Annotated in this window: 26 protein-coding genes and 1 tRNA gene; 17 read left to right on the forward strand and 10 right to left on the reverse strand. The window is 47.8% G+C overall.

The features are described from left to right. The first annotated feature begins 116 nt into the window (after window positions 1–116). Window positions 117–1,109 (forward strand): KpsF/GutQ family sugar-phosphate isomerase, encoded by a 993-nt coding sequence (locus NTW12_08730; protein MCX5846427.1) that lies wholly within the window; start codon window positions 117–119, stop codon window positions 1,107–1,109. 100 nt (window positions 1,110–1,209) lie between these two features. On the opposite strand, the gene NTW12_08735 is transcribed toward NTW12_08730, so the two are convergent. Further along, window positions 1,210–1,284, reverse strand: a tRNA-Val gene (locus NTW12_08735). 123 nt (window positions 1,285–1,407) lie between these two features. Here NTW12_08735 and NTW12_08740 point away from each other — a divergent pair. Further along, entirely contained in the window at window positions 1,408–2,397 is a 990-nt protein-coding gene (locus NTW12_08740; GenBank protein ID MCX5846428.1) for a M20/M25/M40 family metallo-hydrolase, read from the forward strand. A 176-nt stretch (window positions 2,398–2,573) separates the two neighbouring features. Here the strand turns inward: NTW12_08740 and groL are convergent, their stop codons facing one another. The 3 genes from groL to NTW12_08755 all read right to left on the reverse strand — a co-directional run bounded on the left by groL (window position 2,574) and on the right by NTW12_08755 (window position 5,878). After that, window positions 2,574–4,211, reverse strand: coding sequence for a chaperonin GroEL (gene groL / locus NTW12_08745; protein MCX5846429.1), 1,638 nt, complete (start codon window positions 4,209–4,211; stop codon window positions 2,574–2,576). Window positions 4,212–4,229: 18 nt separating this feature from the next. Continuing rightward, window positions 4,230–4,517, reverse strand: coding sequence for a co-chaperone GroES (locus NTW12_08750; protein ID MCX5846430.1), 288 nt, complete (start codon window positions 4,515–4,517; stop codon window positions 4,230–4,232). A 188-nt stretch (window positions 4,518–4,705) separates the two neighbouring features. Continuing rightward, window positions 4,706–5,878 carry a transglycosylase SLT domain-containing protein gene (locus NTW12_08755; GenBank protein MCX5846431.1) on the reverse strand — a complete coding sequence of 391 codons (1,173 nt, stop codon included), beginning with the start codon at window positions 5,876–5,878 and terminating at the stop codon, window positions 4,706–4,708. Window positions 5,879–6,076: 198 nt separating this feature from the next. Here NTW12_08755 and NTW12_08760 point away from each other — a divergent pair, with 198 nt between their 5' ends. Further along, window positions 6,077–6,901, forward strand: coding sequence for a hypothetical protein (locus NTW12_08760; GenBank protein ID MCX5846432.1), 825 nt, complete (start codon window positions 6,077–6,079; stop codon window positions 6,899–6,901). Between the two features lie 4 nt (window positions 6,902–6,905). Here the strand turns inward: NTW12_08760 and rmuC are convergent, their stop codons facing one another. The 4 genes from rmuC to NTW12_08780 form a co-directional block, all read right to left on the reverse strand. Further along, window positions 6,906–8,429, reverse strand: coding sequence for a DNA recombination protein RmuC (rmuC, locus tag NTW12_08765; GenBank protein ID MCX5846433.1), 1,524 nt, complete (start codon window positions 8,427–8,429; stop codon window positions 6,906–6,908). Between the two features lie 22 nt (window positions 8,430–8,451). Then, window positions 8,452–8,727, reverse strand: a complete 276-nt coding sequence (locus tag NTW12_08770; GenBank protein MCX5846434.1) for a barstar family protein — start codon at window positions 8,725–8,727, stop codon at window positions 8,452–8,454. Next, entirely contained in the window at window positions 8,724–9,080 is a 357-nt protein-coding gene (locus tag NTW12_08775; protein MCX5846435.1) for a ribonuclease, read from the reverse strand. Before NTW12_08775 ends, NTW12_08770 begins: the two co-directional genes overlap by 4 nt. A gap of 159 nt (window positions 9,081–9,239) precedes the next feature. Beyond that, window positions 9,240–10,043, reverse strand: coding sequence for an SDR family NAD(P)-dependent oxidoreductase (locus NTW12_08780; GenBank protein ID MCX5846436.1), 804 nt, complete (start codon window positions 10,041–10,043; stop codon window positions 9,240–9,242). A gap of 146 nt (window positions 10,044–10,189) precedes the next feature. Here NTW12_08780 and NTW12_08785 point away from each other — a divergent pair, with 146 nt between their 5' ends. The 5 genes from NTW12_08785 (at window position 10,190) to NTW12_08805 (ending at window position 17,446) form a co-directional block, all read left to right on the forward strand. After that, on the forward strand, window positions 10,190–10,513 hold the full coding sequence (locus NTW12_08785) for a hypothetical protein (GenBank protein MCX5846437.1): 324 nt from the start codon (window positions 10,190–10,192) through the stop codon (window positions 10,511–10,513). Between the two features lie 53 nt (window positions 10,514–10,566). Beyond that, entirely contained in the window at window positions 10,567–11,808 is a 1,242-nt protein-coding gene (amrS, locus tag NTW12_08790) for an AmmeMemoRadiSam system radical SAM enzyme (protein ID MCX5846438.1), read from the forward strand. Between the two features lie 16 nt (window positions 11,809–11,824). Continuing rightward, the gene (gene amrB / locus NTW12_08795; protein ID MCX5846439.1) at window positions 11,825–13,360 is read left to right on the forward strand and encodes an AmmeMemoRadiSam system protein B; all 1,536 of its coding nucleotides are present in this window, start codon (window positions 11,825–11,827) and stop codon (window positions 13,358–13,360) included. Between the two features lie 5 nt (window positions 13,361–13,365). Next, window positions 13,366–15,594 carry a hypothetical protein gene (locus NTW12_08800; protein ID MCX5846440.1) on the forward strand — a complete coding sequence of 743 codons (2,229 nt, stop codon included), beginning with the start codon at window positions 13,366–13,368 and terminating at the stop codon, window positions 15,592–15,594. A 205-nt stretch (window positions 15,595–15,799) separates the two neighbouring features. Further along, complete coding sequence (locus NTW12_08805) at window positions 15,800–17,446, forward strand: thiamine pyrophosphate-binding protein (protein MCX5846441.1); 1,647 nt, start codon at window positions 15,800–15,802, stop codon at window positions 17,444–17,446. Between the two features lie 32 nt (window positions 17,447–17,478). Here NTW12_08805 and NTW12_08810 read toward each other — a convergent pair whose 3' ends face one another. Together NTW12_08810 and NTW12_08815 are read right to left on the reverse strand one after the other, a co-directional pair. Further along, on the reverse strand, window positions 17,479–18,741 hold the full coding sequence (locus NTW12_08810) for an MFS transporter (protein ID MCX5846442.1): 1,263 nt from the start codon (window positions 18,739–18,741) through the stop codon (window positions 17,479–17,481). Between the two features lie 29 nt (window positions 18,742–18,770). After that, window positions 18,771–19,559, reverse strand: a complete 789-nt coding sequence (locus NTW12_08815; GenBank protein MCX5846443.1) for a gamma-glutamyl-gamma-aminobutyrate hydrolase family protein — start codon at window positions 19,557–19,559, stop codon at window positions 18,771–18,773. 229 nt (window positions 19,560–19,788) lie between these two features. Here NTW12_08815 and NTW12_08820 point away from each other — a divergent pair, with 229 nt between their 5' ends. The 9 genes from NTW12_08820 to NTW12_08860 all read left to right on the forward strand — a co-directional run bounded on the left by NTW12_08820 (window position 19,789) and on the right by NTW12_08860 (window position 25,571). Further along, complete coding sequence (locus NTW12_08820; protein ID MCX5846444.1) at window positions 19,789–19,977, forward strand: ferredoxin; 189 nt, start codon at window positions 19,789–19,791, stop codon at window positions 19,975–19,977. 6 nt (window positions 19,978–19,983) lie between these two features. Beyond that, window positions 19,984–20,955 (forward strand): class II fructose-1,6-bisphosphate aldolase, encoded by a 972-nt coding sequence (locus tag NTW12_08825; GenBank protein ID MCX5846445.1) that lies wholly within the window; start codon window positions 19,984–19,986, stop codon window positions 20,953–20,955. 127 nt (window positions 20,956–21,082) lie between these two features. Continuing rightward, the gene (locus tag NTW12_08830; protein MCX5846446.1) at window positions 21,083–21,382 is read left to right on the forward strand and encodes a hypothetical protein; all 300 of its coding nucleotides are present in this window, start codon (window positions 21,083–21,085) and stop codon (window positions 21,380–21,382) included. Next, complete coding sequence (locus NTW12_08835) at window positions 21,375–22,214, forward strand: HDOD domain-containing protein (protein MCX5846447.1); 840 nt, start codon at window positions 21,375–21,377, stop codon at window positions 22,212–22,214. The genes NTW12_08830 and NTW12_08835 overlap by 8 nt, the downstream gene beginning before the upstream one ends. Before the next feature lie 2 nt (window positions 22,215–22,216). Further along, the gene (locus tag NTW12_08840) at window positions 22,217–23,149 is read left to right on the forward strand and encodes a GGDEF domain-containing protein (protein MCX5846448.1); all 933 of its coding nucleotides are present in this window, start codon (window positions 22,217–22,219) and stop codon (window positions 23,147–23,149) included. An 18-nt stretch (window positions 23,150–23,167) separates the two neighbouring features. After that, window positions 23,168–23,548 (forward strand): 6-carboxytetrahydropterin synthase QueD, encoded by a 381-nt coding sequence (queD, locus tag NTW12_08845; protein MCX5846449.1) that lies wholly within the window; start codon window positions 23,168–23,170, stop codon window positions 23,546–23,548. Further along, window positions 23,549–24,193, forward strand: a complete 645-nt coding sequence (locus NTW12_08850; protein MCX5846450.1) for a radical SAM protein — start codon at window positions 23,549–23,551, stop codon at window positions 24,191–24,193. A gap of 14 nt (window positions 24,194–24,207) precedes the next feature. Beyond that, window positions 24,208–24,903 (forward strand): 7-cyano-7-deazaguanine synthase QueC, encoded by a 696-nt coding sequence (gene queC / locus NTW12_08855; GenBank protein ID MCX5846451.1) that lies wholly within the window; start codon window positions 24,208–24,210, stop codon window positions 24,901–24,903. 317 nt (window positions 24,904–25,220) lie between these two features. Then, entirely contained in the window at window positions 25,221–25,571 is a 351-nt protein-coding gene (locus NTW12_08860) for a PilZ domain-containing protein (protein ID MCX5846452.1), read from the forward strand. The last annotated feature ends 735 nt before the right edge of the window (window positions 25,572–26,306 follow it).

The following is a 26,306-nucleotide window of genomic DNA, read 5'->3' on the forward strand; positions in this document are numbered from 1 at the left end:
AATGAAACACATAAATGCACATAAGTATCTCATTGAAAATCGATCTTGTCATAAATTTCAATTTCTGATAGTTTTCGATAAGATAAATTTTCAACGGTGGAGAAAGGCATCACCAAATGAAAGAAAGTCAATCATTAAAGCGGGCAAAAGAGGTTCTGAAAATTGAAGCAGAGAGCATTTTGCATCTTATCGATAAAATAGACGCCAACTTTGATAAAGCAGTTGAAATTATTTATAAATCAAAAGGGCGTGTCATTGTAACAGGCATTGGCAAATCCGGATTGATCGGGAAAAAAATAGTGGCCACCCTCACGAGCACCGGCACACCTGCTCTTTTTCTCCACCCCGTGGAAGGTATGCACGGCGATTTAGGCATTGTTACAAAGGATGATGTCATGTTGGCTATTTCAAACAGTGGAGAAACCGATGAGCTCAACATGATCATAGGCAGCATCAGAAGAATTGGCGCACATCTTATTGCCTTTACCGGCAACCTCTCATCAACGCTTGCAAAATCAAGCGACATAGTGATCGATGTTGGTGTGGAAAAAGAGGCATGTCCTTTCGGTCTGGCCCCAACTTCCAGTACCACAGCGTGTTTAGCCATGGGAGATGCCTTGGCGGCTGTCCTTATTGAGAAAAAAAACTTCAACGAAAAAGATTTTTTCAAATTCCATCCCTCAGGGAATCTGGGGCAACGCCTGAGAGCCATGGTAAGAGATGTCATGATAACAGGTGCGAAGATACCTAAAGTTTATTCCGGCGTACCCGTTATGCAGGCAATAGAGGAACTGGACAGAGGAAACAGGGGATTCGTTCTTATCACTGACAGAAAGAATCGCTTAATCGGCATACTGACAGACGGCGATTTGAGACGTCTTGTTCGGAAGGGTCAGGATTTCAAAGGCAAGTCTATCGATGACTTACTAACGCCGTCACCCAAGACTATTGATGAAAACGCTTCTCTTGCCCAAACTATAGAATACATGCAGTTGGAAGAGATCACCACCCTCGTTGTTGTAAACGGGAAAAACCATCTCAAGGGCTATATACACCTTCATGACATCCTGGGCAGGGGGGGAACTCTCAAAATATCATTGACCCAATAAAATCAATGAATCCGTATCGCTGAGGAGAGCTTTAATTGTTGCGTGCCATAATAAACGGAAAAAGGGGCGGGCTGCAAGACAGCCGACCCCTTAATTTCATTGGTAGGCGGTACAAGATTTGAACTTGTGACTTCTACCGTGTGAAGGTAGCACTCTCCCACTGAGTTAACCGCCCAATGTTTGGTTCCTATATCCTAAAGGAGAGTCCTTTTCAAGAGAAAAACCACAAGCACTCATACAAATACCAATTCTTCCTTAAATAATAAATACTGTTGTGTAAGATACACTCCCTAATCAAATGATGAAAAAAATGATCGGCTCTATTTTATTAATCATTATTTTACTTGCCGCATTTATTATCTACTCCGTATTGAAAATACGATATACCCCTTCTGTATCGATAACCAGAGCGGACTCGACTCTTAACGGAAATATTCATCAATTATACAAGCATGTTGAACATTTAAGCGTCCGCATTGGTTCAAGGAGCGTATATGAATACGATAAAATAGAGGAAACAAAGAATTACATTATATCCCGTCTCGAAGATTTCGGTTATGACCCCACACTGCAAAACTGCAATTACGGCGGAAAGGTATACAGCAACATCATCGTTTCAATAAACGGTGTAAGAAATCCGGATGAAACGGTTATTATCGGCGCTCACTATGATACCGTTTATGGTACGCCCGGCGCTGATGACAATGCCGGCGCCGTTGCCATCCTTCTCGAAATGTGCAGGATATTGAAAGGCTTTTCACCGGAAAGGACATTAAAGTTGATTTTTTTCGTCATAGAAGAGCCCCCTGTCTTCAGGTCCGAACATATGGGGAGCGCTGTCTATGCACGGGAGGCTAAAGCTAAGAATGAAAACATTAAAGCCATGATTTCCCTTGAAATGTTAGGATATTATACCGATAAAAAAGGCGGTCAGACGTTTCCCCTTCCCCTGATGAACCTCATGTTTTCATCCACCCCAAATTTTATCGCCATTGTGGGCAATTTGAGTTCGAGAAACCTGGTGGAAAAGGTTAACCATTCTCTGGAGGAAAGTTGCGGTATTCCCGTTGAAACCTTGTCAACAGTCAGTTTCGTTCCCGGTGTCGACTTTTCCGATCATCGCTCATTCTGGAAAATGGGGTATCCTGCCGTTATGATCACAGATACCGCTTTTTACCGAAATCCGAATTATCATACCGAAACGGATACCATCGACACCTTGAATTTCGATAAGATGTCCGATCTTCTGAAAGGCTTAATTCAGACCGCAAAGGATTTGACAAACTAAAATCCCCCCATCCCCCCCTTTAACAAAGGGGGGTGGAGGGACCCTGCCGGCTCAAGTCACTTTCTTGTACCTTGTACCTTGTACCTTGTACCTTGTACCTTGTACCTTTTACCTTGTACCTTGTACCTTTTACCTTGTACCTTTTACCTTTTACCTTGCCCCTTGCCCCTTGAACCTTAATAGTCATAATCACCCATGTCCGGCGGCATTCCTCCCGGCATCGCCGGCGCTTTCTTCTTCTTGGGTTTCTCAGCAACCATGGCCTCCGTGGTCAGGAGCAGTGAAGCCACAGATGCTGCGTTCTGAAGGGCAAAGCGAGCTACTTTCGTCGGATCAATAATTCCTGCTTTTGTCATGTTCACATACTTGCCGTTTTCGGCATCGAATCCATAATCATCTTTACCCGCTTTCACCTTCTCCACAACAATCGAACCCTCGAACCCCGCATTAACGGCAATCTGCCTCGTCGGTTCTTCAAGAGCCCGTTTGAGAATGTTCAACCCATACTTCTCATCGTCGGCAATCCTGGCTTTCCCCAGAGCAGGTAAACTCCGCAGGTATGCAACTCCCCCACCAGGCACAATGCCTTCCTCGACAGCAGCCCGTGTTGCGTTCAATGCATCCTCAACGCGCGCCTTCTTCTCTTTCATCTCGAATTCGGTAGCCGCACCCACTTTGATTACCGCGACGCCGCCGACTAACTTCGCCAGACGCTCCTGCAATTTTTCCTTGTCATAATTCGATGTGGTCTCCTCAATCTGTGCCCGAATCTGCTTCACTCTGCCTTCGATATCGGATTTATTTCCGCCGCCGTCGATTATAGTTGTGTTGTCCTTGTCAATGGTAAGACGCTTGCATGTCCCTAAATCCTTTAACGTGACATTTTCCAATTTGATGCCTAAATCCTCTACAATGACCTTCCCTCCTGTCAAAACGGCAATATCCTCAAGCATGGCCTTTCTTCTGTCACCGAAGCCGGGGGCTTTAACCGCCGCGCATTTGAGGGTGCCGCGAATCTTGTTGACGACGAGCGTTGCCAGGGCCTCACCCTCTATATCTTCCGCAACGATCAACAGAGGCTTACCCATCTTTGCAATCTGCTCCAATATAGGCAGCATATCTTTCATGCTGCTTATCTTTTTCTCGTTCAGCAGAATGTATGGATCATCCAGGTGAACAGCCATCTTCTCCGGATCTGTCACAAAATAGGGTGAAATATAGCCCCGGTCAAACTGCATCCCTTCAACAATTTCCAGGGTAGTTTCCATAGATTTTGCTTCTTCTACGGTAATGACGCCTTCTTTGCCTACTTTTTCCATAGACTCGGAAATAATCTCACCAATAGTCGCGTCGTTATTGGCGGAAATGGCGCCAACCTGGGTAATCTCTTTCTTGCCCTTTATCGGCTTGGAAATCTTCTTCAATTCGTCCACAACAATCTGTACGCCCTTATCAATACCCCTTTTAAGAGACATGGGATTCATTCCGGCAGCTACAAGCTTAGATCCTTCGTGGTAAATAGCCTCCGCTAAAATGGTTGCCGTGGTGGTGCCGTCTCCTGCCACATCAGAGGTTTTGGAGGCAACCTCTTTCACCATCTGAGCACCCATATTCTCAAATTTATCCTCCAGTTCTATCTCCTTTGCTACCGTCACCCCGTCTTTGGTGATTGTGGGTGCACCCCAGGATTTTGCAATGACAACGTTGCGCCCTTTCGGCCCAAGCGTCACCTTGACCGCGCCCGCCAGGGTATTTACACCTTTCATAATCTTTTCACGGGCATCCATATCGTATTTAATCTCTTTTGCCGCCATATTTATAACCTCCTTTTATTATCCAATAATGCAGAATATTTCATCTTCTTTCATAATAACATGATCGACGCCGTCGATCTTGATCTCCGTACCGGCATATTTCCCGAACATTAACCGGTCCCCTTTCTTTACCTCCGTTGCAATCCGGTTGCCGTCACGATCCCTCCTTCCGGGGCCTACAGCTACCACTTTTCCTTCCTGCGGTTTCTCCTTGACCGTATCGGGAATAATAATCCCCCCGGATGTCTTTTCTTCCGCCTTAACATGTGAAACCAGCACGTAATCATTCGATGGCTTGAATTTCATACCTTCTTTACCTCCTCAAAAAATTTGTGAATATTATATTGAAATTACTCCTTTTGATTTTATTAATATTGAAAGATACAGGGCACGACTGCCAATTGATTAAATTTCGAAAGTATACAATTAATAGTCACTAAATTGTATTTGTCAAGGTATGGATAACATTTGATTTCGCAGACAGGCGGCCAGAATCATTTTTTCAATTTTCCTTCGACCGGAAAAACAAACAGCCGATCACCCGGCTTAACCTGTTTTTTAGTACCAAGATGATTCCATATGAGGAGCGCCGGCAGCGGCACGTCAAAGCGGGCGGCAATTGAAGAAAGATTCTCTCCCTTTTTGACCACATAGACGTGTTCTTTACGCTCCGCCAGCCATTTTTTTAATAGACCTTCATACCTTGCCTGAAATCCGTCGGAGGCGCCTCTGGGAACCAGCACAACATGTTTGCCTTTGGTCAAATAATATCCCCTGATCTCAGGGTTCAAATCCTTTATTACCTTGAAGTACGTCTTTGCAGCCTGAGCTATTATAGAAACAGGCGTTTCCTGATCACACACAAGTTCAATACGATCAAATTGCAGGGGTGGATAAAGGTCTTCCTTCGCCAATTTGAATCCGTATTTTTCGGGGTTGGATAAAATCACTTTTACAGAAATTGCGCGTAAAACATATTGCTGTGTTTCAACCGGGAGATAGAGATTATAATAGTTGTCGGTGTTCTGAACCAGCATTTCTGCTTTCAGACCTCCTTCTCCCATATTATAGGCGGCAGCCGACAGTGTCCACGATCCGAGTATCTCATAGAGCTTTTTCAGATAACCGATGGCAGCCCTAGTGGATGAAAAAAAATTTCTGCGTTCGTCAATGTCTGAATCAATCTTAAGACCATATTTTTTTCCTGTCCCTTCGATAAACTGCCAGTATCCTTTTGCACCCTTTGAAGAACTCATGTGAGATATCAGAGAACTTTCTATGATCGCAAGGTACTTGAGGTCTTCCGGCATATTATTCTGCTTCAGCATTTCCACTATGAAAGGCATAAAACGGCCGGATCGTTTCATCCAGAGAATTACCTGGGGACGGTTCCAGAGAATGACCAGGAGTTCCTTCTCCAGTCGCTCGCGAACTTCCGGATTATCAAGTGGAACGGGTTCGCCGCAAAAATCCAGCGGCCCGGCAATAGTAATTGATGAAATTATCGACGATGAAGATGGCGGTTCAAGGATAGAGGGAAGATCACCCCGCGCAGGCGTTCCCGTCAGCAACATCATGCAAAAAGTAAATAGAAAGATACGGGAAAATCTTTGAAAGAAGGCCGGATTTCCGGTGCTTTTTAAAATATTCCATCGCAAAGACTTCATAGCATACCCCCTGCAATTTCACCCGGGCATCAGAGTAGCACAAATACACCCAGGTATGAAAGAAGCGTTTTCGGATTCGCCATTCTTTTATGAATCCTCGAAAAGAAATATATGCCTTGCCTTTAATAAAAATAAGTTGCTTTAAAATTCATTTTGAATAAAGATTTTTAGAATAAAAACCATCACAATAGTGGAAATATGGCAGTTAAACCGAAAGACGCTGCAACGCTCATCCTTCTCCGGCAGTCACCAAATTCAGACAAGGGGAGCTTTGAGGTCCTGATGGTGTTAAGACACCGGGACAGCAAATTCGTACCTGATTCCTATGTATTCCCCGGCGGCTGTCTGGATCAGGAAGATCATTCTCCGGATAGTGAAAACCTTTGCACCGGTGTTGACCTGAAAAAAGCTCAAACTATTCTCCACGATATGTCTTCACCGGAAAAGGCCCTTGGCGCATGGGTGGCGGGTATCCGGGAAACATTTGAAGAAGTCGGCCTGTTGCTGGCCTATCACAGAGATAAAACTCCGGTTTCTTTCGATTCTGAAGATATCCGGCATCTTTTTCATGCATATCGCAAGAAACTACAGACCGGAGTAATTTCTTTAAAAACTATCCTTCTGAATGAGGGACTGACGCTGGCCGCCGACCGTCTTCACTACTTTTCGCACTGGATTACTCCCCTATTGTTACCCCTCCGTTACGATGTCAGGTTCTTTATTGCTGAAGCACCTGCAAACCAGGAGGCCATTCACGACGGAATTGAATTAACGAGACATATATGGATTACCCCTCAGGAAGCCCTCAATGGCTATTCCCGGCAGAAATTTAACATGGTTGTCCCCACGCTGGTGACAATTGAAGAACTATCACGTTTTACAACGATTGAAGAGGCGATAACATCCACTGAGAATAAGGAAATCAATGCCATTCTCACCGTTATGATTGAGGAAGACGGGGGAATTGTCGAGTATATGCGCGATGGGCGTATTTTTAGAGATATGCCGCCTTCTGTGTTGTAACAGTCTAGGTATTGCTCTCTTCTGATCCTTCCGGATCAACGGCCATTTCAGGCGACTGTAGTGACCGCGCGGATCTGTCCACATTTTCCAGCACATCTATATCTTCGCCTGTCGACGCTCCCAGTTCTTTAAATTTCCGCGCAGTAACGAGCACTCTCCCTTCGAGAGATCCAACGGCTTTATTATAGAGCTCCACCGTTCGGTCCAGGTTCTTCCCCATTTCAGAAAAATGTCCGGCCAGAACCCTGATGCGATCATAGAGGGTCTTGCCTAGATTGCTTATCTCCTGGGCATTTTCTGCAAGTTTCTCCTGGCGCCAGCCATAAGCAACCGCTTTCAACAGAGCGATCAGAGTGGTAGGCGTTGCCAGTATAACGCGCTGCTCAACCCCGAACTCAATCAATCCCGGGTCCTGCTCGAGCGCCGCGCTGAAGAATGTTTCGCCCGGCAGAAAAAGCACGACAAATTCCGGAGTAGGCTTAAACTGATCCCAGTATTCTTTTTTCCCGAGGCTCATAAGGTGTGCCCGGATGTGCCGTGCATGTTCCTTCAATTGTGCAACACGGGTTGTTTCATCCTGAGCTTCCAATGATTCGAGGTAAGCCTGCAGTGGCGCCTTGGCATCCACTACAATGTTGTTATCGTTGGGAAGCTTTATAATCATGTCCGGACGCCGGGGACCGTCTTCAGTCGTAACAGATTCCTGCTGCAGGAAATCACAGTATTCAACCATCCCGGCAATTTCCACCACTCTCTTAAGCTGGATTTCACCCCAGCGGCCCCTCACTATCGGCGCGCGGAGCGCCCTGACAAGATTCGTCGTTTCAGACTGGAGCAGGTTCTGTGTCGTAGCAAGCGACTTTATCTGTTCCGTAAGAGAAACGTATGCGCTCGTGCGGGCATGTTCTATTTCCCGAATCTTACCGTCAACCTTCTCCAGCGACTCCTTGAGCGGTTTGACAAGTTCATCGATGGCCGTTTGCCGAATTTGCAAATCACTTTTTGCAGATTCCTGGTACCTTTCCAGAGTTTCTCTCGCCAGCTCAAGAAATGACGCGTTACTGCTCTTGAGTGCATCCGCAGACAGCGCCTTGAATGCATCGGACAATTTCTGACGGGCCTCGTCGAGGAGTTTGAGTTTTTCTTCTGCTGCTTTTCGCTCTTCCGCCAGTCTTGTCTCAATCTCCGAGAGCTTTGCCTTCAAGTCCGTATTTTCTGTTTGCAGATCCGCTATTCTCTTCTCTTTCATCGAAACTGCCAATTCAAGCTCCGGTATGCGTGTATTCTTTTCTTCCGCAGTTGAGCGTCTGTCCGACTGCACTTTAACTTCCTCACGCAGACCGGAAATCTCTTCCTTCGACGTATCAAGGGCAGACTGGAATTCCCGCAACTGTATTTCCCTGATATTGATTCTCTCGGTCAGAGCGGAACGCTCCACTTCCCCCTTCGATCTGAGGAGCAGGTAAATACCCAATCCGCCCAGGCAAACCCCAATCACGAAAATAACTATTTCGACACTGTAATTCATACGGTAGATCCTTTTTCGAAATTTATTCGACCTCTAGGGTAAAATCCGGTTCATCTTTTGCAAAATCCTTCATAACTTTTAAAACCTTTTCGGCATCCTTCCCTATCTTCGATCGCGTTATGTTATAATTTTTCCAGATAATCCTGAGGGGCAACTCAATGTCCCCGCTCAGGCAATCGTAGAGGGCATCAAGGTTTGCCCCGTAATAGTCCGGAAAATCGAATATGCGGGCAAGCTCACTGTGGAGCTGATCAATACTCTCCACATGTGAAAAATCAAAAACGATTTTTCTCATCATTGTATCCTCGTAAATGTTCTGTAGTGATCCTCCGTCTTGTAAATAAGGCCATCGCTGGAATATATGATCCGGTCTTTCCCCCGTTTGCCGCCTTTGTAATTAATGTCCGCCTCATACCAGCTTCGCCCTCTCTTTACCGGAAGCTTTTTTTCCCTGTTGTGAAATACATCACCGCCGATATGCTTGCCCGGCGCAACATCCCATAGATTTCCCCTGGCCGGGTTCCAGCCCAGTTTTTTCGCTTCGTTTTTCGTGATAAAGTTATCCGGCAGACGGTTATACTTTTTGATATGATCCGACACCCCGTGAAATGAGGTCGGAGATACTTTTTGAATCTCCAGGCAATGGCCCATGAACGGCACAAAGAAAAAGAGTACCAATAGAATGGAAGATACTTTGATACGGTTCATTGTTTAAACCTCTCGTTCAAATGGTGAGAGCTTTGAAATCCTTCTCCTTTGTCATTTTGACCAGAGGAAGAAATCCTTGTCCCGACCAAAGGAAGGGATCTATCAGATAAACCCTTTTGCGCTCAGCCGGGAAATAATCGCGGACAGGAGTCCCGGGCAGTGACGCTGAAGGAATACGGCTATTTTACCATGCTTGGTGATAATTTTTACACGCTGTCGCCTTTGAATTGCCTGTGCAATCTGGCGCGCAGCTTCTTCGGAGGATATCTGCAGCCAGGCGGGGATGCGATCCTGCATTTCAGGATGATATATACCCCATTTATCCACCTGGCGGATCTCTGTCTGCACAAATCCGGGAACGATAAGGACAACGCCGACACTGTGGGGTTGGAACTCATACCGGAGCGACTCGGCAAGTCCGTGGATTGCAAATTTACTCATTGAGTATGCCGAAAGACGGGGTGTTGCGATATAGCCATTAATACTGCCGATGAGCCCGAGACATCCACGAGATGCAATGAGCTGCTCCCTGGTTGCGTAAACAGTCCTCAGTACTCCGAATATGTTCGTTTCAAACTGACGCCGGAAATCCTCAACGGTCAGCTTTTCGAAGCGCCCGGCAACACCGAATCCTGCATTGGCAAAGACATAATCGATCCGGCCAAATTCCTCTTTTGTTTTCTCTACCACCCGCTCAAGATCTCCGCTAATGTTTATATCGCAAGGAACAGCGAGGACACGCCCTCCCATCGATTCTATCTCACGCGCAAGTTTCCGCAATCGCTCCTGACGGCGTGCAACGAGTACTACGTCGCCGCCCTGGCGCGCCACCTCCAGAGCCAGAGCAGCCCCGATGCCCGATGAGGCGCCTGTAATGAACGTCACAGTCCTGGAAAATCTCTTCATTTGAAAAACCTTTACACTGGTGTATGATGACATGACTTGGTGTACCACTATACCATCTGAACGGTTTGAAAACAAAAGATTTCCCCATCTTCCGGGTACAGCAGCCGGCAGTGTAAAATCATATCTTCTTTGAAAGGAACAAAACTATGCGGAAAAAAGAACTCTATCTCGTGTGCCTTGCGGTTTTTCCCTTTATGATATGCACAGGCATCGTTTATTCCATTATATCCATCTATATGGCTGAAATCGGCTTAACCAAAAGCCAGATCGGTTTTCTCTACACCTCCGGCGCCACGGCCGGCGCGATAAGTTCCCCTTTTGCAGGAACCATTGCCGACCTTCGGCCTTACCCTTGCGTTTTTTTTCGTCCCTGTAAAAACAAGGCAATTGTGAGGTATTTGGTTTTATTTGTATTTATTGTATCATTGACTTACCGGTATCATTGCTCTTATAGTTATATTAAGAAATGAAAAGAGATTTCAAAGGCAATTTTCGTGATAAGTACTTTAAGTGGCATACAGCCATGATTACACGCCGTGAGTTTTTAACAACATTAGCAAGATTTGCACCGATACTTGGCGGCGCCGGCATAATTCTGTCCGATCCCTTCTGGCAGAGGTTGTTGACGGGCGATGATTCGGGTCTCGCCTTCGCCGCTTATTCTATCGACGAAATCGTTCGGTCAGCTCCCCGTGCACGTTACTGGACTTCGCCCACGTCTGCCGGCGCCAATTGTTTCGCATGCCACAGCAACCAGGCCGGCATTCAAGGCAAGCGTTACGTTCATAAGGAAAACATTGTTAAATGCCTCCTGTGCGCCCATAATTGTGTCATCAGAGATGGCCAGCGGGGCAGGTGCCGCACACGCATGAACGTTAAGGGAGAACTGCGCAGTCTCGTCTATGGACGTCCTGTCTCTATCCATGTCGATCCGATCGAGAAGAAACCCTTTTATCACTTTCTTCCGGGGGCAGACGCATATACCGTGGGAACCTCAGGCTGTCCGTTTCAGTGCAAGTTTTGCCAAAACTGGGAACTCTCACAGTCCTGGCCGGAGGATTACCATGTTCCGTTTACACCACCCGACAAACTCGTCAAATCTGTAGTATCCCGCAGGGCCCGTGTCATCGCCTTCAGCTACAATGAACCGACGGTCTATACGGAATACCTGACCGATATTGCCCGGGATGCGAAAAAGCAGGGACTTCGTTCAGTTTTGATAAGCTGCGGATTCATGAATGAGGTGCCGTTAGCCGAAATGTGCAAGGTGCTGGATGCCATCAAGATTGACCTTAAGGGGTATAGTGACAATTTTTATCGTACAGTAAGCAACGCGGAACTGCGACCTGTGCTCAGAAGTATAAAACAGATAGCCAAGAGCCGCACCCATCTCGAAATCGTGAACTTAGTGGTTCCCACTTTGAACGATTCCGATAAGCTGTTGCGGGGATTAATAAGCTGGATTCTGGGAGAAGTCGGTCCCGATGTCCCCGTTCACTTCAGCCGTTTTCATCCGGACTACCAAATGCTCAATCTCCCTCCCACGCCTATTGCCACGCTGGAACGCGCGCGTGACATGGCCCTCAGTAGAGGAATTCATTATCCATATGTGGGCAATGTACCAAGTCATCCGGGCAATCACACCTACTGCCCGAACTGTAAAAAAGTAGTGATACAACGGCATGGTTTTTTTATCACGGAGATGAACATAAAGGGTGGACGCTGTAAATTCTGCAAACGGAAAATCGCCGGTGTATGGACTTAGAAAGAGGTGCCTAAAAATGAAAATACTACGATTGTTTCTTATAGTGATTGTCATCGGTCTTGGATTTGCCGTAGCGTGTCAGGCGACAAAAGCGCCTGACGCCGATATCCGCGAACCGGCAGTCGCAGGAAAGTTCTATACTGACTCCGCACCCAGACTGAAACTTGCTATCGAGAAATTCCTTCAGGATGCAGTCCCGGTCAAAGTTAAAAATCCCATCGCTATTATCGTTCCCCATGCCGGCTACATCTTCTCCGGCCAGATTTGCGCCGACGGGTTCAGGCAGGTCAGCAATCAGCAGTTTGATGTGGTCGTCATCCTGGGAACGAACCATACAAGTCCGAGTTTTGATAAAATTTCACTTTATCCCGGAGGGGGATTCCGCACCCCTCTTGGAACGGCGATGATTGACAGAGACGTTGTCTCCTCACTTGTAAAAGCAGATCCCGATTGCACACTGGATAAATCGCCGCATGAGTATGAGCATTCCGTTGAAGTCATTGTGCCGTTCGTACAGGTTCTCTTTCCCAAGGCAAAAATTGTCCCAGCGGTTGTTGGCTCGCCGGATGTGCAAATGTGCGCCCGTTTCGGCCAAACCCTTGCAAAGGTTTTGAAAAACAGGCGGGCTCTTATCGTCGCCAGTTCCGACCTCTCCCACTACCCTGAAGCAGAAGCTGCATCAGCCGTGGATAAGGAAACTCTTGAAGCCGTTACAAAATTAGAGCCGGCCGTTCTTCACTCAACCATACAGTCCCAAATGGATCGGCGCATTCCTCAACTCTCCACCAGTGCCTGTGGAGAAGCCCCCATCATGGCTGCAATGGCGGCCGCCAGGTCTTTGGGGGCCACCCGTGGGGTAGTTGTCAGCTATGCCAATTCGGGAGATGTGTCTATCGGTGAGCGTTCTCGGGTTGTCGGATATGGCGCTGTCGTACTGACTGCGGAAGAGGACGGGAAAGGCACAGGCGGAACAAATGAACCATCATCGACTCCGGCATCCAACTCGCTTCGGTCTACCGACAAAAAGGCATTACTTGCCTTTGCCAGGGAAACCATATCCCGAATCCTTTCGACCGATACGGTTCCTCTTGCCAGGGGTTTCGATCCGAATCTGCAACAGCATCGAGGGGTTTTTGTCACCCTCAAAAAAAAGGGTGAGCTCCGCGGCTGCATCGGCCGGATCATCGGAGACGAACCTCTCTGCAAGCTCGTCGGGACCATGGCGATTCAGGCAGCGCTGAATGATAGACGGTTCAGCCCTCTATCTGCCGATGAACTCAATGATATCGACATTGAAATATCCGTACTGACGCCCATGAAACAGGTCTCCGGCGTCGCGGATATTGTTGTCGGGCGGGATGGCGTTTTACTCAGTAAAGAGGGACGTTCGGCGGTTTTCCTTCCCCAAGTGGCCACAGAACAGGGGTGGACCCGTGAAGAAATGCTTGATAACCTCTGCCGCAAGGCAGGGTTGAATACGGGATGCTGGAAAAAGGGATCTCAATTTTCAACCTTTCAGGCCGTTGCATTCAGCGAAGCTGACTTTAAATAACGCTCATGATCATCTCACTCCTTTCCATCGGGCTGATTTCAATTCTGGGGCAGGTTGTACTGCTTCGGGAATTGAACGTTTCCTTCTATGGGATTGAGCTGATTTACCTCTTTGCCCTCGGCATCTGGCTATTCTGGACAGCCTTGGGCGCACTTGTCGGCCGCCGGAATCATTTTCCGTCATACAACCACATTGCCTTACTTTTTATCATCTTCGGAATCACCCTTCCGCTTGACGTTATGTTCATTCGCGCCAGCCGCCTCCTCTTCGGCGGTGTACCCGGTGCATACCTTTCCTTTCTTCAGCAATTAACGGTTACCGTCATTTCCCTTCTCCCTGCGGGGTTGTTGTCCGGTCTTTTATTCCAGTGGGCTGCAAAGATATATGTGGCAAACGGCCGGACACTGGCTATTGCCTACGCCATCGAAAGTGCAGGTGGATTAGTGGGGGGGTTGTTTGCAACCCTCTTCCTCACATGGGGAATTCAGAATTGCGCCATTGCATTTCTGTGCGGCATTATTTCAGTCATCACACCCTTAAACATCATTAGAAAACACCCCTACCCCTCCCTCCCCCATCAAGGGGGAGGAGGGATACGGGGAGGGGGCTATTTTCGCAGTCATGGCAGGTTTCTTTTGCGCTGGACCGCACTATTTCTGGTTCTTATTTTTCTGGTGTTTCTCTGGCAGGCATCGCCGATTGACCGGCGAATGACCTCCTGGAATCATCCGAACCTCCTTGAAAGCAAAGATTCTCCGTACGGCAGAATTACCGTGACCCGGCTTTATAATCAAATCTCGGTTTTTGAAAATGACGCCCTGGCATTTGAGACTGAAGGAACCGAAGCGGAATACTTCTGCCATCTGTCAGCCCTCCAGCATCCGAATCCACAGCATATCCTGATCTTGGGCGGAGGAATTGAAGGGATTGTCCGGGAAATGGCAAAGCATAAACCGGCAAGAATCGACTATGTCGAACTCAACCCGACCATGCTGGATCTGGTTACGCGGCATTTATCCGATGACATTCAGAAATCACTCAGGGATCCCAATGTCCACCTCACGCTTACAGACCCCCGACGGTTTCTTAAGGACAGCGCCACATACGACCTCATCCTGGTCGGCATGCCGGAACCGGTATCGGGACAGGCAAACCGTTTCTACACGCGGGAATTCTTCGAACAGTGCGCGGCAAAACTTAATCCCGGAGGCATTCTCGGCTTCAGGCTCCGCTCCGCCGAAAATCTCTGGACACCGCCGTTGACCCGCCGCACCGTGAGTATCTACCGCGCTTTGGAATCGGTTTTTCCTTATGTCATGTTTCTCCCGGGAACAACAAACATTGTCACCGCTTCCCGTGAGCCTCTCCCTAGCAAACCGGAAATCATGTCCTATAGGTTTCAGGACAAGAAAATTGCAGCACAATTGATCTCACCGAATTTCATCAGATACCTCTTTACCAACGACCGGTTTGTCGAGATCAGAAATTTACTGAAGCATGAAACAGCGCCGCCCAACACCGATGTCAGACCGGTTTGTTACCAGTATGCCTTCATGATCTGGCTATCGAAGTTCTTCCCCCACATTGCTCTCATCGATTTTTCTTCGCTCATTGATAAAGGCGAAACGAAACCGCCATTACCATTGCTATTATGGATCACCCTCCCTCTCATTTTTCTGCTCTCCCGCTTCCTTCCAGCCTGCCGCCGTGTTTTGCTCGTTGCCGTCGCGGGATTTCTGGGGATGGTTCTGGAAACGATCCTCATTCTTTATTACCAGGTCAAACATGGAGTACTCTATCAGGATATAGGGCTGTTGCTCACGAGCTTCATGGCAGGGCTTGCTCTGGGCGCAATGATCATTAGTACAATGATGGCCCGGTTTGCCGATAAGCATAGACTGGTGAGATGGTACGGCGTTGGCCTGCTTGCCGGATTTTGCCTCTTATGCGCCGTAATAACAACAAAAGTGACAATCAGCACCCCCACCGGTCTCGCACAGATTTCCTGGCTCCTCGCGGCGGCGGGCTTTTTAGTCGCCGGCATTTTCACGTACGCCAGCCTTTTTGAAATACAAGACCAAAAAGATGTAATTTCACCACTCTACTCGGCGGACCTTTTCGGAGGCTGTCTGGGTTCACTGCTTGGCAGCCTGATCTTGATACCCCTCTTAGGCATGGATGTCACAACGAAGGCGATGCTCCTCCTTTCTGTTTTTTCTCTTCTGCTGGTATAGCACCGGCTCCGATTGTTTTTGTTATGTCATTTCGACTGCAGGGAGAAATCTTTTTCACTGTTATTAAAGATTTCTCCCTCACTTCGTGCCTTCAAAATGACACTTAATTGGATAAGTTGGTAATACGGTAATCGTTTGACACTCAGAAACTCTTATCTTATACTAACGATACAAAGGTGTTTCTATCGGAAGGAGGTACAGCACGATGGCACAGATTACGGGCGGGCAACTGGTGGCAAGGACTTTGAAGCAGGCGGGTGTAACAACCATTTTTACCCTTTCCGGCGTCCACATTATCGATATCTATAATGGCTGCATGGATGAGGGGATTCGGATCATCGACGTGAGACATGAACAGACGGCTGCCCACGCCGCCGAAGCCTGGAGCAGGCTTACCGGCATTCCCGGTGTTGCTGTTGTTACTGCCGGCCCCGGTGTAACTGATGCGGTAACGGGCGTAGCAAACGCCTTCCGCAACCAGACACCCATGCTCCTCATCGGCGGCCAAGCGCCACGAAGCCAGCTCCTGAAAGGTGGATTGCAGGAACTCGACCATGTTTCTCTTATGAAACCTATCACCAAGCTTTCAACTTCCTGCTCAGACACGGAGAGAATCCCCGAATTCATCACTTCCGCTCTCAGAGAGGCATTTAATGGCCGTCCGGGGCCTTCCTTTCTCGAAATTCCCATGGACGTGCTGGATGCTGCCGTGGATCTAAATAACGTCACATTCCCTGCATACTGCCGTTCACAGGGACGTCTGCATGGCGACCCTGCACTGATCAAACAGGCCGCATCGTTGCTGGAACGCGCGGAGCGTCCGGCCATTATCGCCGGCACACAGATCTGGCATTGCCGTGCTGATAGTGAACTCACGTCTTTTGTCGAAAAGACCAGCATTCCCACCTATCTCAATGGCGCCGCAAGGGGTTGCCTTTCCGGAGATTGCCCCACGTTTATGACCCGCTCACGCAGGTATGCCCTTTCCCGGGCCGATGTAGTCATGGTTATCGGCACCCCCTTTGATTTCCGACTGGCATACGGCAAACGCATCTCGAAGGACGCAAAAGTAATTCAGATCGATCTGGACTACGGCGAACTGGGCCACAACAGGGACATCGATATCGGTATCCAGGGCGATGTGAAGGCGGTGCTCGCACAACTAACCGCCGCCATAGTACGTCCTGCGCATAGCGACATGTGGTTCGAAGAATTATGCCGGATTGAAGAGGATCTCCAGGAAAAGGACAAGACCTTTCTTGACTCCGATGCGGTACCCATCCACCCCCTGCGCCTTGCCCGGGAGATTAAGGACTTTATGACAGAAGATGCTATCTTTATCGCCGATGGCGGGGATGTGGTAACAATGTCCGCCGGCGTCGTCACACCGTGTGTACCCGGGCGCTGGCTTGATCCGGGTCCTCTCGGCACCCTTGGTGTCGGAACGCCGTTTGCCATAGCGGCCAAGGCGGCCATGCCTCACACAGAGGTCATTGTCCTTTTCGGCGACGGCGCCTTCGGACTGACCGGCTTTGATTACGATACCCTTATTCGATTCAATATGCCGGTAATCGGTGTGGTTGCAAACAACGCCGCGTGGAACCAGGTTCGCTACGGACAAATGGAAAGATATGGCCGCATACGGGGTGAAGTTGCAAATACCTTAAGCCCGCTGCGTTATGATCGCATAGTGGAGGCCATGGGGGGGCACGGCGAGCATGTCACCGAACCTTCCCAGATCCGCCCTGCCCTCGAACGGGCCCGCAGTTCCGGGAAGCCGTCCCTGATAAATGTCATGGTAGATCCGAATGTATTCAGTTCCGGTACGATGAAGGCATCTATGTTTAAATAAAATAGGGACATTTTGTCCTTATTTCCCATAATCTAATTCTGTATTTCAACCGCCCATTTGTTGTATCTCAGAAGAAGCAGCAATCCGGGCAGCGCCAAAGCGGTGCAGATGACAAAAAACATCACCCACCCCACGGCATCGGCAAGGTATCCTGTCGGCGCCCCCGTCACAAAACGGCCCACGGCCATGAGACTGCTTAAGAGGGCGTACTGGGTTGCCGTAAACTTTTTGTTGCAAAGACCCATGAGAAGGGCCGTATAAGCAGATGTCCCCATACCTCCGCAGAAATTCTCCGTCCCGATAACGACGGCAAGAGCCCATATCTGGCGGCCCGTAAACTCAAGCATGATGAAAACAAGGGTTGAAACCCCCTGCAGCACTCCGAACACCATGAGAGACCTTTTCAGGCTCCACTTCGACATGATGGCGCCACCCAAGAGGGCGCCTGCAATCGTCGCCGCCATACCGAAACCCTTGTAAATAGCCCCTAACTCGGTTCGTGAAAAACCGATATATTTCAATATATACGGTGTCGTCATCTGTGCCGCTGTAATATCTCCAATCTTGTAAAGAATGACAAAGAAAAGAATTTCAATCGCCCCCGGCCTCTTGAAGAATTCCACAAAGGGAAAAACAACTGCCTCGATCAGACTTTTGGGAGGTTCGATCCTTTCGCTCGCAGGATTAAATTTCAATGGCTCAGGGGCCAGCAGTGTGGCAATGCAGCCAATGGCCATCATTATGCCCATAACGAAATAGACCATTTTCCAGGACACGTAATCGGACAGAATGAGAGCAAGAGCGCCGCTTACGAGGAGGGCAACCCTGTATCCCATGATCCATACCCCGGCGCCGGCTCCCCGTTCTTCGGGTTTGAGGTATTCCGTTCGGTAGGCATCAAGCACGATATCCTGGCTGGCACTGAAAAAAGCAAGAGCTACCGCCATGGTTGCTATAAGGATGGGCATCGAGGCGGGATTGAAAAAACCCATTGTGGATATGGTGAGTATCAGTAACAGTTGGGTGATGATCATCCATCCCCGCCTTCTTCCTAAAAACGGCGGCACGAATCTATCCATCAGCGGCGACCATAGAAATTTGAACGCATAGGGCAATCCGACGAGAGAGTACAATCCTATGGTCTTTATATCCACGCCTTCCGCCACCATCCATGCTGAAAGAGTCGAACCGGTGAGAGCCAGCGGCATTCCCGACGCGAAACCAAGGACAAGCATCAGGAGCATTTTCCCGCTGCAATAGATTTTAAATACGCTGAAAGGATTACGTACTATCATTCACAGATCAATATTTTTTACAGAAGGCTTCACTTCTTTTGAGCCGCTTCAACCAGTGCCCGGAAGATATTTCGGTGCGGATCCTCATCCTGCATCTGCTCCGGATGCCACTGAACGCCCAACACGAATCTGCAGGAAAGGGCCCACGATGAATCAGCCGATGGTTCTATCGCTTCAATAACACCGTCCGGTGACCAGGCAGAGGCCCGCAGATATCGGCCTGTCCTGAGGGGATGTACGGACTGATGATGTGTCGAATTTGTCATGAGCAGAGCTCCCGGCGGAATTTGCACTACTCGTGCGATAAGGCTATCCACCTCCAGGCGTACCGGATGACGGAAGTCTCTCTCCTTTTCATCATTTCGTTCTTTCCTGGCGTGCGGCAAGGGGGTAGAGTCCGCGGGGAAATCCCATTCTGTTTTGATATCCTGTACTAATGAACCACCCTGAACAATGCTGATGAGTTGATGGCCGCCGCAAATGCCGAGGACAGGCAGCGCTGTATCCTGCAATACCATTTTCGCCAGATCCAGGTCAAAACCGTCACGCCGCTCCGGCATCAGTTCATCCTCGGGCTGCGGGCGCCCGCCGTAGTGTTCAGGCCGGTAATCGTCTCCACCGATAAAGACAATGCCGTCCAGGGGTGGAAGCATTTCTTTTGCTATTGTTGTATCGGAGCACGGCGGCAGGCAGAGCGGTATTCCCCCGGCGCCGGCTATGGAATCAACGTAACCGAGTGGTACCAGCAGGCCGAACTTTTCATATTTATCAACCATGTCCATAGACATATTAAGCCCGATGATTGGACGCCTGGTCATAGGATGTAATTCCTTTCCTTTCCATAGATTTTTCAATAGATGTGGCGCCACTATAGGGGAAATGGGTTTATGTGTCAACTACCGCTGCTTTATCTTCTCTAAAAAGGCATTTTCCTTTGACACACAGGTATCTTTTCCGTATACTTCCTCCACAAGAATGGTATTTAATAATTATTTTACTCACAACTCCCCCTTTTCCAAAGGGGGATCAAAAATAAGGGAGCATGCTATGAAAGTAAGTATTGACAAGGAACTCTGTGCCGGTTGTGGATTATGCGTAGATATTGTCCCGGAAGTATTTGAATTTGTAGACGAAATGGCTATTGTAAAAATGAAGACCGTAAAAGACACGTTGACTGTTCAGGTGAGAGAAGCGGCGGACGAGTGTCCTGTCGAAGCAATCATAATAGAAGGGTAAGAGCCTATGATACACTATAAAGAATTGGGGTTGGTAAACACCCGGGAACTTTTTAAAAAAGCGATGCAAGGCGGTTATGCCATACCTGCATTTAATTTTAACAATTTGGAGCAATTACAAGCTATCATTGCCGCCTCTGTTGAAACAAAATCACCGGTCATTTTACAGGTCTCAAAAGGCGCCCGCCAGTATGCAAACCAGATTCTCTTGCAATACATGGCGCAAGGGGCTGTGGAAGTTGCAACACAAATGGGATGCGCCATTCCTATCGTCCTGCATCTCGACCATGGTGATTCGTTTGATTTAGTGAAATCCTGTATTGATACCGGCTTTTCCTCGGTAATGATTGACGGTTCGCATTTGCCGTATGAAGAAAATATAAAGCTTACCCGATGGGTTGTTGATTTTTCCCACCGGTACGATGTGAGCGTCGAAGGCGAGTTGGGCGTTCTTGCAGGGGTTGAAGATGAAGTTTCATCTCTCCATAGCCATTACACCAAGCCCGAAGAAGTAGAAGATTTTGTCAAACGCACCGGTGTTGATTCATTGGCAATCTCAATTGGTACATCCCTTGGAGCGTATAAATTCAAGGTTAAACCCGGTGAATCCCCCCCCCCGCTAAGGTTTGATATCCTGGATGAAGTGGAAAGACGGATATCCGGGTTCCCGATAGTTTTGCACGGCGCATCTTCCATACCGCAGAAAATTGTGGATGAAATTAACAAATACGGTGGGAAGCTTGAAGATACTGCAGGTGTTTCTGAAGATCAGCTCCGCAGGGCGGCAAAGTCGGCGGTTTGCAAAATAAATATCGACTCTGATGGAAGATTGGCGGTAACAGGGGCGATAAGAAAAGTCTTCTATGAAAAACCTGATGAGTTCGATCCGAGAAAATATTTAGGTCCGGCCCGTGATGCATTGATAGAACTCTACAAGCACAAAATCATCAATGTTTTAGGAAGTAACGGCAAGGCCTGAATATAAAAGTAAACATCTTCCCGGACAGGCAGTAATGTGCTCCCTCAATCGTTAAATGCCTGTACCGTCGCAGGGAAGCCCAGCTCCATGAGCAGGGACTTTCACAATACGTAAATGGAGATCAGGGATGATAAAAATTCAGGCGGACAAGCTTCTGCCGGGAATGCGGCTTGCCAAACCGGTAATGAACAAAACCGGCATGGTACTTCTCGGTGAGGGCATTGAACTCACTGAGACTTGGATCAGAAGAATCCAGGACATGGAGTTGGGTGGAGCAGTATGCGTCGAAGGGAAAATTGAAATGGAAGTTCCTCTGGATGAGATGATCGCTGCTTTGGAAAAACGCTTCCGCACTTCTCATGGAAACCTAAAGATGGAAATGATAAAAAGAGCGACGGAAAGGCACATCAGAAAACTATATGAATAAGGTCATAGAATCGAAAATCCTGCGCCACCGAGTTGAAAATATTGGTCGTCTTCCCACGGTGCCTGAGACGCTCAGAAAGCTTTCAGTCATCATGGAGAAACCAAATGTTTCCTTGACCGAAATCTCAAATTTCGTGCAGTCGGACCCTGCTCTTACTTTCCGAGTCCTTAAGATGGTGAACTCTGCCATATATGGTTTTCCAGGACGAATCTCATCAGTATCCCATGCGATCATGCTTCTTGGCCTCAATGTCGTTAAGGGACTTCTTCTCGGCATTTCGGTCTTCGAACTTATGCAGAAGGCGATGACCGGTCTCTATGAACATTCAATGGGATGCGCCGCCGCCGCAAAGATCATTGCCCAGAAAAAGGGGCTGAGGGAACCCGAAGAGGTGTATGTTGCGGGTCTTCTCCACGACATCGGAAAAGTGGTCATGGCCCTCGAGTTCAGCACGGCATACGAGGTTGCCCTCGCCTGCGCCGTGGCCGAAGATATCTCAATTGCAGAGGCAGAAAAACGATGTTTTGCAGATAACCATACTGCACTCGGCGGTGTTATTTCCGAGAAGTGGCGTTTTCCAAAAAAACTGACCGAAGCGATCCTCTACCACCACATGCCGCAAGGTGCTAAATTCGCACCTGTAGAAACAGCAATTGTCCACCTTGCGGACATTCTTATAAAGGCAAGAGGGCTCGGCTTTTCAGGAGACCATATAGTACCCATAGTCAATGAAACGGCCTTTGACAGCCTCCAGCTTACGGAACAGGATATCCTCGATGTGTTGCAGGAACTGGAGGGGTCATTTGAAGCAACGGAGGAGATTCTGCTTTAACCATGGAAGCGGTAACGATTATCGGCAGAGACGCGGGGTTTTGCAAGTTGGCGAGCCGGATACTCAAGGATCGCTACCGCACAGCAGCGTTCAGCAATATCCAATCTGCGCTCGATTACATTTATAACGACATACCCGACCTCGTAGTTATTGAGATTGACCGCGGTGATGAAAAAACCATCTCCTTCCTCAACCTCCTCAAGGAAGACCCCATTTTCAGCTGCCTGCCCGTCCTCGCTGTTTTTGATGGTGATATAGACGCAACGGAATGGGAGAATATTCTCTTCGAGGATTATCTCCGGAAAGCAGACGTGAAAAACGATATTCTCTCAAGGGTTGCGTTTGGTATCATGCGCCTTGACAGAGTCGTAGAAATCAATCCGCTCACGCGGCTGCCGGGAAATCTCTCCATAGCTCGTCAGATCCAGCGAAGGCTCGACAAAAACGAGATTTTTGCCCTCGCCTATGCCGACCTCGATAATTTCAAGCCCTTTAACGACCGCTACGGATTCGGCCGCGGGGACGAGCTCATCCGTGTGACGGGGCGGATCATCTTCAGTATCGTGAAGGCCACACAGCCTAAGAGATGTTTCGTTGGACACATCGGGGGTGATGATTTCGTTATCATTATGAAATATGATTTGATCGAAGGCGCGGCACGGATCATCATTGAACAGTTCGACAGGGTAATAGCGGGGTTTTACGACCCGGAGGATTGGGATGCCGGTTACATTCCGGCCACAGACCGGCATGGCAACAGGACTAATTTTCCGATTACGAGTATCTCCATAGGAATATCAGATACGGAGAAAAGGACATTTAAGCATCATGGTGAACTGATGGAAGCCGCTTCGGAGATGAAGAGTTATGCAAAGCAGTTCACCGGAAGCTGTCTCAAGATGGATCAGCGGGAGAAAAATGCGGATCGGAAGTGATCCTGGGATGGTGAGTTTATGCCTGGAGTTTTTGAAATTTGTGTAGAGACCCACTTTTCCGCCGCCCATTCACTGATTGGTTATCAGGGTAATTGCGCCCAGATACACGGGCATAACTGGATAGTTGAAGTTTTTGTAAGGTGCCGGGAATTAAACGATATCGGAATCGGCATTGATTTTAGAGACGTCAGGCAGGCTATCAAAGATCTTATCAAGGATCTTGACCATTCCTATCTGAATGAATATCCCGAATTCAAAAACACAAATCCCTCATCTGAAAACATTGCCAAATTTTTATACAGAGAGTTGGGGGGTAAAATTAATTCGGACAATGTGAAGATTTCGAAGGTAAAGGTGTCTGAGACACGGGGTGCGGGAGCTTATTACTGGGAGGAATAATTGTTAAGAGTAAACGAGCTTTTCTACAGCATCCAGGGAGAATCTTCCCATGCCGGACGGCCCTGTGTATTTGTAAGATTGACCGGATGCAACCTCCGGTGCTCATACTGTGACACCCGTTATGCGTACGACGAGGGGCAAAACCTTGAAATAGACGAGATTATCGACAGGGTAACATCGTACCGATGCCGATTAATCGAAATTACGGGTGGAGAACCCCTCATCCAGAAAGAAACTCCGGAATTGATCCATCAATTGCTTGAAAGAGGCTTTGAGGTTCTCCTGGAAACCAATGGCAGCCTCGATATCAGCAACATTGATGACCGTTGCGTGAAAATAGTGGATATCAAGTGCCCCTCAAGCGGTGAGACAAAAAATAACGACCTCAAAAATCTCAAAAGACTCTCAGATAAAGACGAAATCAAATTTGTCATCGGAAGCGAGGAAGACTATGTGTATGCGAAAAAGATCATGTCTTTGATTGGGAAACGCAATCTGAAAATCAAGCCACCCATCTTCTCTCCGGTTCATAAACAAATGGAACCGAAACTCTTGGCAGAATGGATATTGGCGGATCATATCGATGTGAGAATGCAGATTCAGCTCCATAAAATTATCTGGGGATCTGAAATGAGAGGGGTATAAAGGAAGGCAACTTCATGAGTCATCATAAAAAGGCGATCGTGCTTTCAAGCGGCGGGATCGATTCCACGACCGTGATGGCCATCGCAAAATCGGAAGGTTACGAAATCTTCAGTCTGAGTTTCCGTTACGGCCAGCGCCATTTCGTGGAGATGGATGCGGCACAAAGGGTTGCCCTGTACCTCGGCGCCATAAAGCATCTGATCATCGATATTGACTTAAGAACAATAGGAGGATCGGCACTGACCGATGATAGAGAAGTACCGAAAAGCCGCAATGAAAGCGAAATGCAGCAAAGCATACCCATAACCTATGTTCCGGCTCGAAATACCATCTTCCTTTCGTATGCATTGGCATGGGCGGAGGTTCTGGGTGTCTCGGATATCTTTATCGGTGTGAATGCTGTTGATTACAGCGGTTATCCTGATTGCCGTCCGGAATATATCGCGGCGTTCGAAAACATGGCAAACCTTGCGACTAAAGCCGGTGTCGAGGGAAAAACCCTCATCAAAATAAGAACGCCTCTTATCCATATGTCCAAAGCCGACATTATCAGGCAGGGGATTGAACTGGGCATCGACTATAGTATTACCCATAGCTGTTATGACCCTTTATCGGATGGAAAAGCCTGTGGGCAGTGCGACAGCTGCCTTTTAAGGAAAAAAGGATTCAGAGAGGCGGGGATTCAAGACCCGGCAAAGTATAGTGACTAAAATACCTCCCCACACCCCTGACGATCATGACGTCGTTTATCGGGGAAACAGCGCGTTGTCCGAACAATCGGATAATTCAAAAGAAGATTTTTTGAAGGCGAGGCTTCCGGAACAATCCAATCTTGACGGTCTCGTAAAAAGTCAAAAATCCTGTCACTCCCGCGGAGGCGCGAGTCCAGACACCGTCCTCGCGAAAGCGGGGAACCACGAAATTATTACCGGATTCCCGCTTTCGCGGGAATGACAAATAGGGATGAAATTAGACTTATTACGAAACCATCAAATATGACAGAGATTCGATATATGAATTTGATACCATGAACAACAAGAGAAAATTTGAAAGATTCAATATCGACGTTCCTGCCATGATTGAGATTCCATCTCAAGATGGACGAGCAGAAAGACTTGAACTTGAAACCAGTAATATGTCGGCAGGAGGAATATTACTTAAATTTGCAAGAGCTCTGCCGGAAGGTTCACAGGTCAAAATTGAGGTAGTCCTTCATTTTGAAGAACCGAGGTCTCCGGCAGATCCTGAGGGCACTCTGATCTTAACAGCTACCGGCCATGTTCTGAGATCCGGACCCGAAGGAATGGCGATCCGTTTCGATGAGAATTACGAAATTACTACTCGTTTGGATGACATGCGGAAGGAAAATAGTGAATAACCTCAAATCAGAAAGAGATAAACGAAAGCGCTCGTTGCTTCCTGTAACAGAGCGTCCAGGAATTTTCACAGACATGCATTCTTTCGAATGAAAATCAACAAGTATAGACGTTGAACAATATCCTCACATTGTAGGTGTTGTGCGTAACAAAAGGGGCGTCCTGAGATCGTTCGTTTTAAATTCTGCCTGTCCAACCGCCATAACAAAATGATCACAAACAAAAGCCCCCCGTAGAATTTTACTTCTTGCGAGAGGCTAAATGAGATCCACCTATGCCGTCTTGTCTTTTAACTGGAGTCCATCATTTGAATACTTAGTATTCCCCATTTAACTTGAAGGGAATAATAACGGTTTAAGGCTACGAATAAAGAAGAGAACTGCAATGCTTTTTATCTATAAGCTGTAGTCAGCTTATTAAAATAACCGCTCTTTAAGCAGTTCATTATCACCACTAATACCTTGCGATGCTTTTTTGCTTACCTCCCAGTGAAATGATGTAACTTTCATTCATATCCCAGAGACATAATTAAAGCCGTGCATTGCAGCATCCCAACGACTTTAATATACGGCTGCTCATGATTAATGTCAAGAGATGAATCAAACAATAAATTATCCTTCTGTAACTGGTAGGAGTTGTCAAGCCGTAACCCCAGCCACCGCACAGTTTAGTCGTTCAGTATTTCTGTCGATTATCTTCAGTTACTCAAACCACCCCATGCCGTTTGTTTGTAGGTG

It is taken from the genome of Deltaproteobacteria bacterium, from assembly GCA_026388545.1.
GTDB lineage: Bacteria > Desulfobacterota > Syntrophia > Syntrophales > UBA2185 > JAPLJS01.

Coding starts and splice junctions, on each gene's coding strand:
- NTW12_08800 (MCX5846440.1), top strand. CDS start 13,366: ATGATCATCTCACTCCTTTCCATCGGGCTGATTTCAATTCTGGGGCAG.
- queC (MCX5846451.1), top strand. CDS start 24,208: ATGAGTCATCATAAAAAGGCGATCGTGCTTTCAAGCGGCGGGATCGAT.
- groL (MCX5846429.1), bottom strand. CDS start 4,211: ATGGCGGCAAAAGAGATTAAATACGATATGGATGCCCGTGAAAAGATT.
- NTW12_08775 (MCX5846435.1), bottom strand. CDS start 9,080: ATGGGCCATTGCCTGGAGATTCAAAAAGTATCTCCGACCTCATTTCAC.
- NTW12_08785 (MCX5846437.1), top strand. CDS start 10,190: ATGCGGAAAAAAGAACTCTATCTCGTGTGCCTTGCGGTTTTTCCCTTT.
- NTW12_08805 (MCX5846441.1), top strand. CDS start 15,800: ATGGCACAGATTACGGGCGGGCAACTGGTGGCAAGGACTTTGAAGCAG.
- NTW12_08835 (MCX5846447.1), top strand. CDS start 21,375: ATGAATAAGGTCATAGAATCGAAAATCCTGCGCCACCGAGTTGAAAAT.
- NTW12_08860 (MCX5846452.1), top strand. CDS start 25,221: ATGAACAACAAGAGAAAATTTGAAAGATTCAATATCGACGTTCCTGCC.
- amrS (MCX5846438.1), top strand. CDS start 10,567: ATGATTACACGCCGTGAGTTTTTAACAACATTAGCAAGATTTGCACCG.
- amrB (MCX5846439.1), top strand. CDS start 11,825: ATGAAAATACTACGATTGTTTCTTATAGTGATTGTCATCGGTCTTGGA.
- NTW12_08740 (MCX5846428.1), top strand. CDS start 1,408: ATGATGAAAAAAATGATCGGCTCTATTTTATTAATCATTATTTTACTT.
- NTW12_08780 (MCX5846436.1), bottom strand. CDS start 10,043: ATGAAGAGATTTTCCAGGACTGTGACGTTCATTACAGGCGCCTCATCG.
- NTW12_08815 (MCX5846443.1), bottom strand. CDS start 19,559: ATGACCAGGCGTCCAATCATCGGGCTTAATATGTCTATGGACATGGTT.
- NTW12_08760 (MCX5846432.1), top strand. CDS start 6,077: ATGGCAGTTAAACCGAAAGACGCTGCAACGCTCATCCTTCTCCGGCAG.
- NTW12_08755 (MCX5846431.1), bottom strand. CDS start 5,878: ATGAAGTCTTTGCGATGGAATATTTTAAAAAGCACCGGAAATCCGGCC.
- NTW12_08750 (MCX5846430.1), bottom strand. CDS start 4,517: ATGAAATTCAAGCCATCGAATGATTACGTGCTGGTTTCACATGTTAAG.
- NTW12_08840 (MCX5846448.1), top strand. CDS start 22,217: ATGGAAGCGGTAACGATTATCGGCAGAGACGCGGGGTTTTGCAAGTTG.
- NTW12_08770 (MCX5846434.1), bottom strand. CDS start 8,727: ATGATGAGAAAAATCGTTTTTGATTTTTCACATGTGGAGAGTATTGAT.
- NTW12_08820 (MCX5846444.1), top strand. CDS start 19,789: ATGAAAGTAAGTATTGACAAGGAACTCTGTGCCGGTTGTGGATTATGC.
- rmuC (MCX5846433.1), bottom strand. CDS start 8,429: ATGAATTACAGTGTCGAAATAGTTATTTTCGTGATTGGGGTTTGCCTG.
- queD (MCX5846449.1), top strand. CDS start 23,168: ATGCCTGGAGTTTTTGAAATTTGTGTAGAGACCCACTTTTCCGCCGCC.
- NTW12_08825 (MCX5846445.1), top strand. CDS start 19,984: ATGATACACTATAAAGAATTGGGGTTGGTAAACACCCGGGAACTTTTT.
- NTW12_08830 (MCX5846446.1), top strand. CDS start 21,083: ATGATAAAAATTCAGGCGGACAAGCTTCTGCCGGGAATGCGGCTTGCC.
- NTW12_08810 (MCX5846442.1), bottom strand. CDS start 18,741: ATGATAGTACGTAATCCTTTCAGCGTATTTAAAATCTATTGCAGCGGG.
- NTW12_08730 (MCX5846427.1), top strand. CDS start 117: ATGAAAGAAAGTCAATCATTAAAGCGGGCAAAAGAGGTTCTGAAAATT.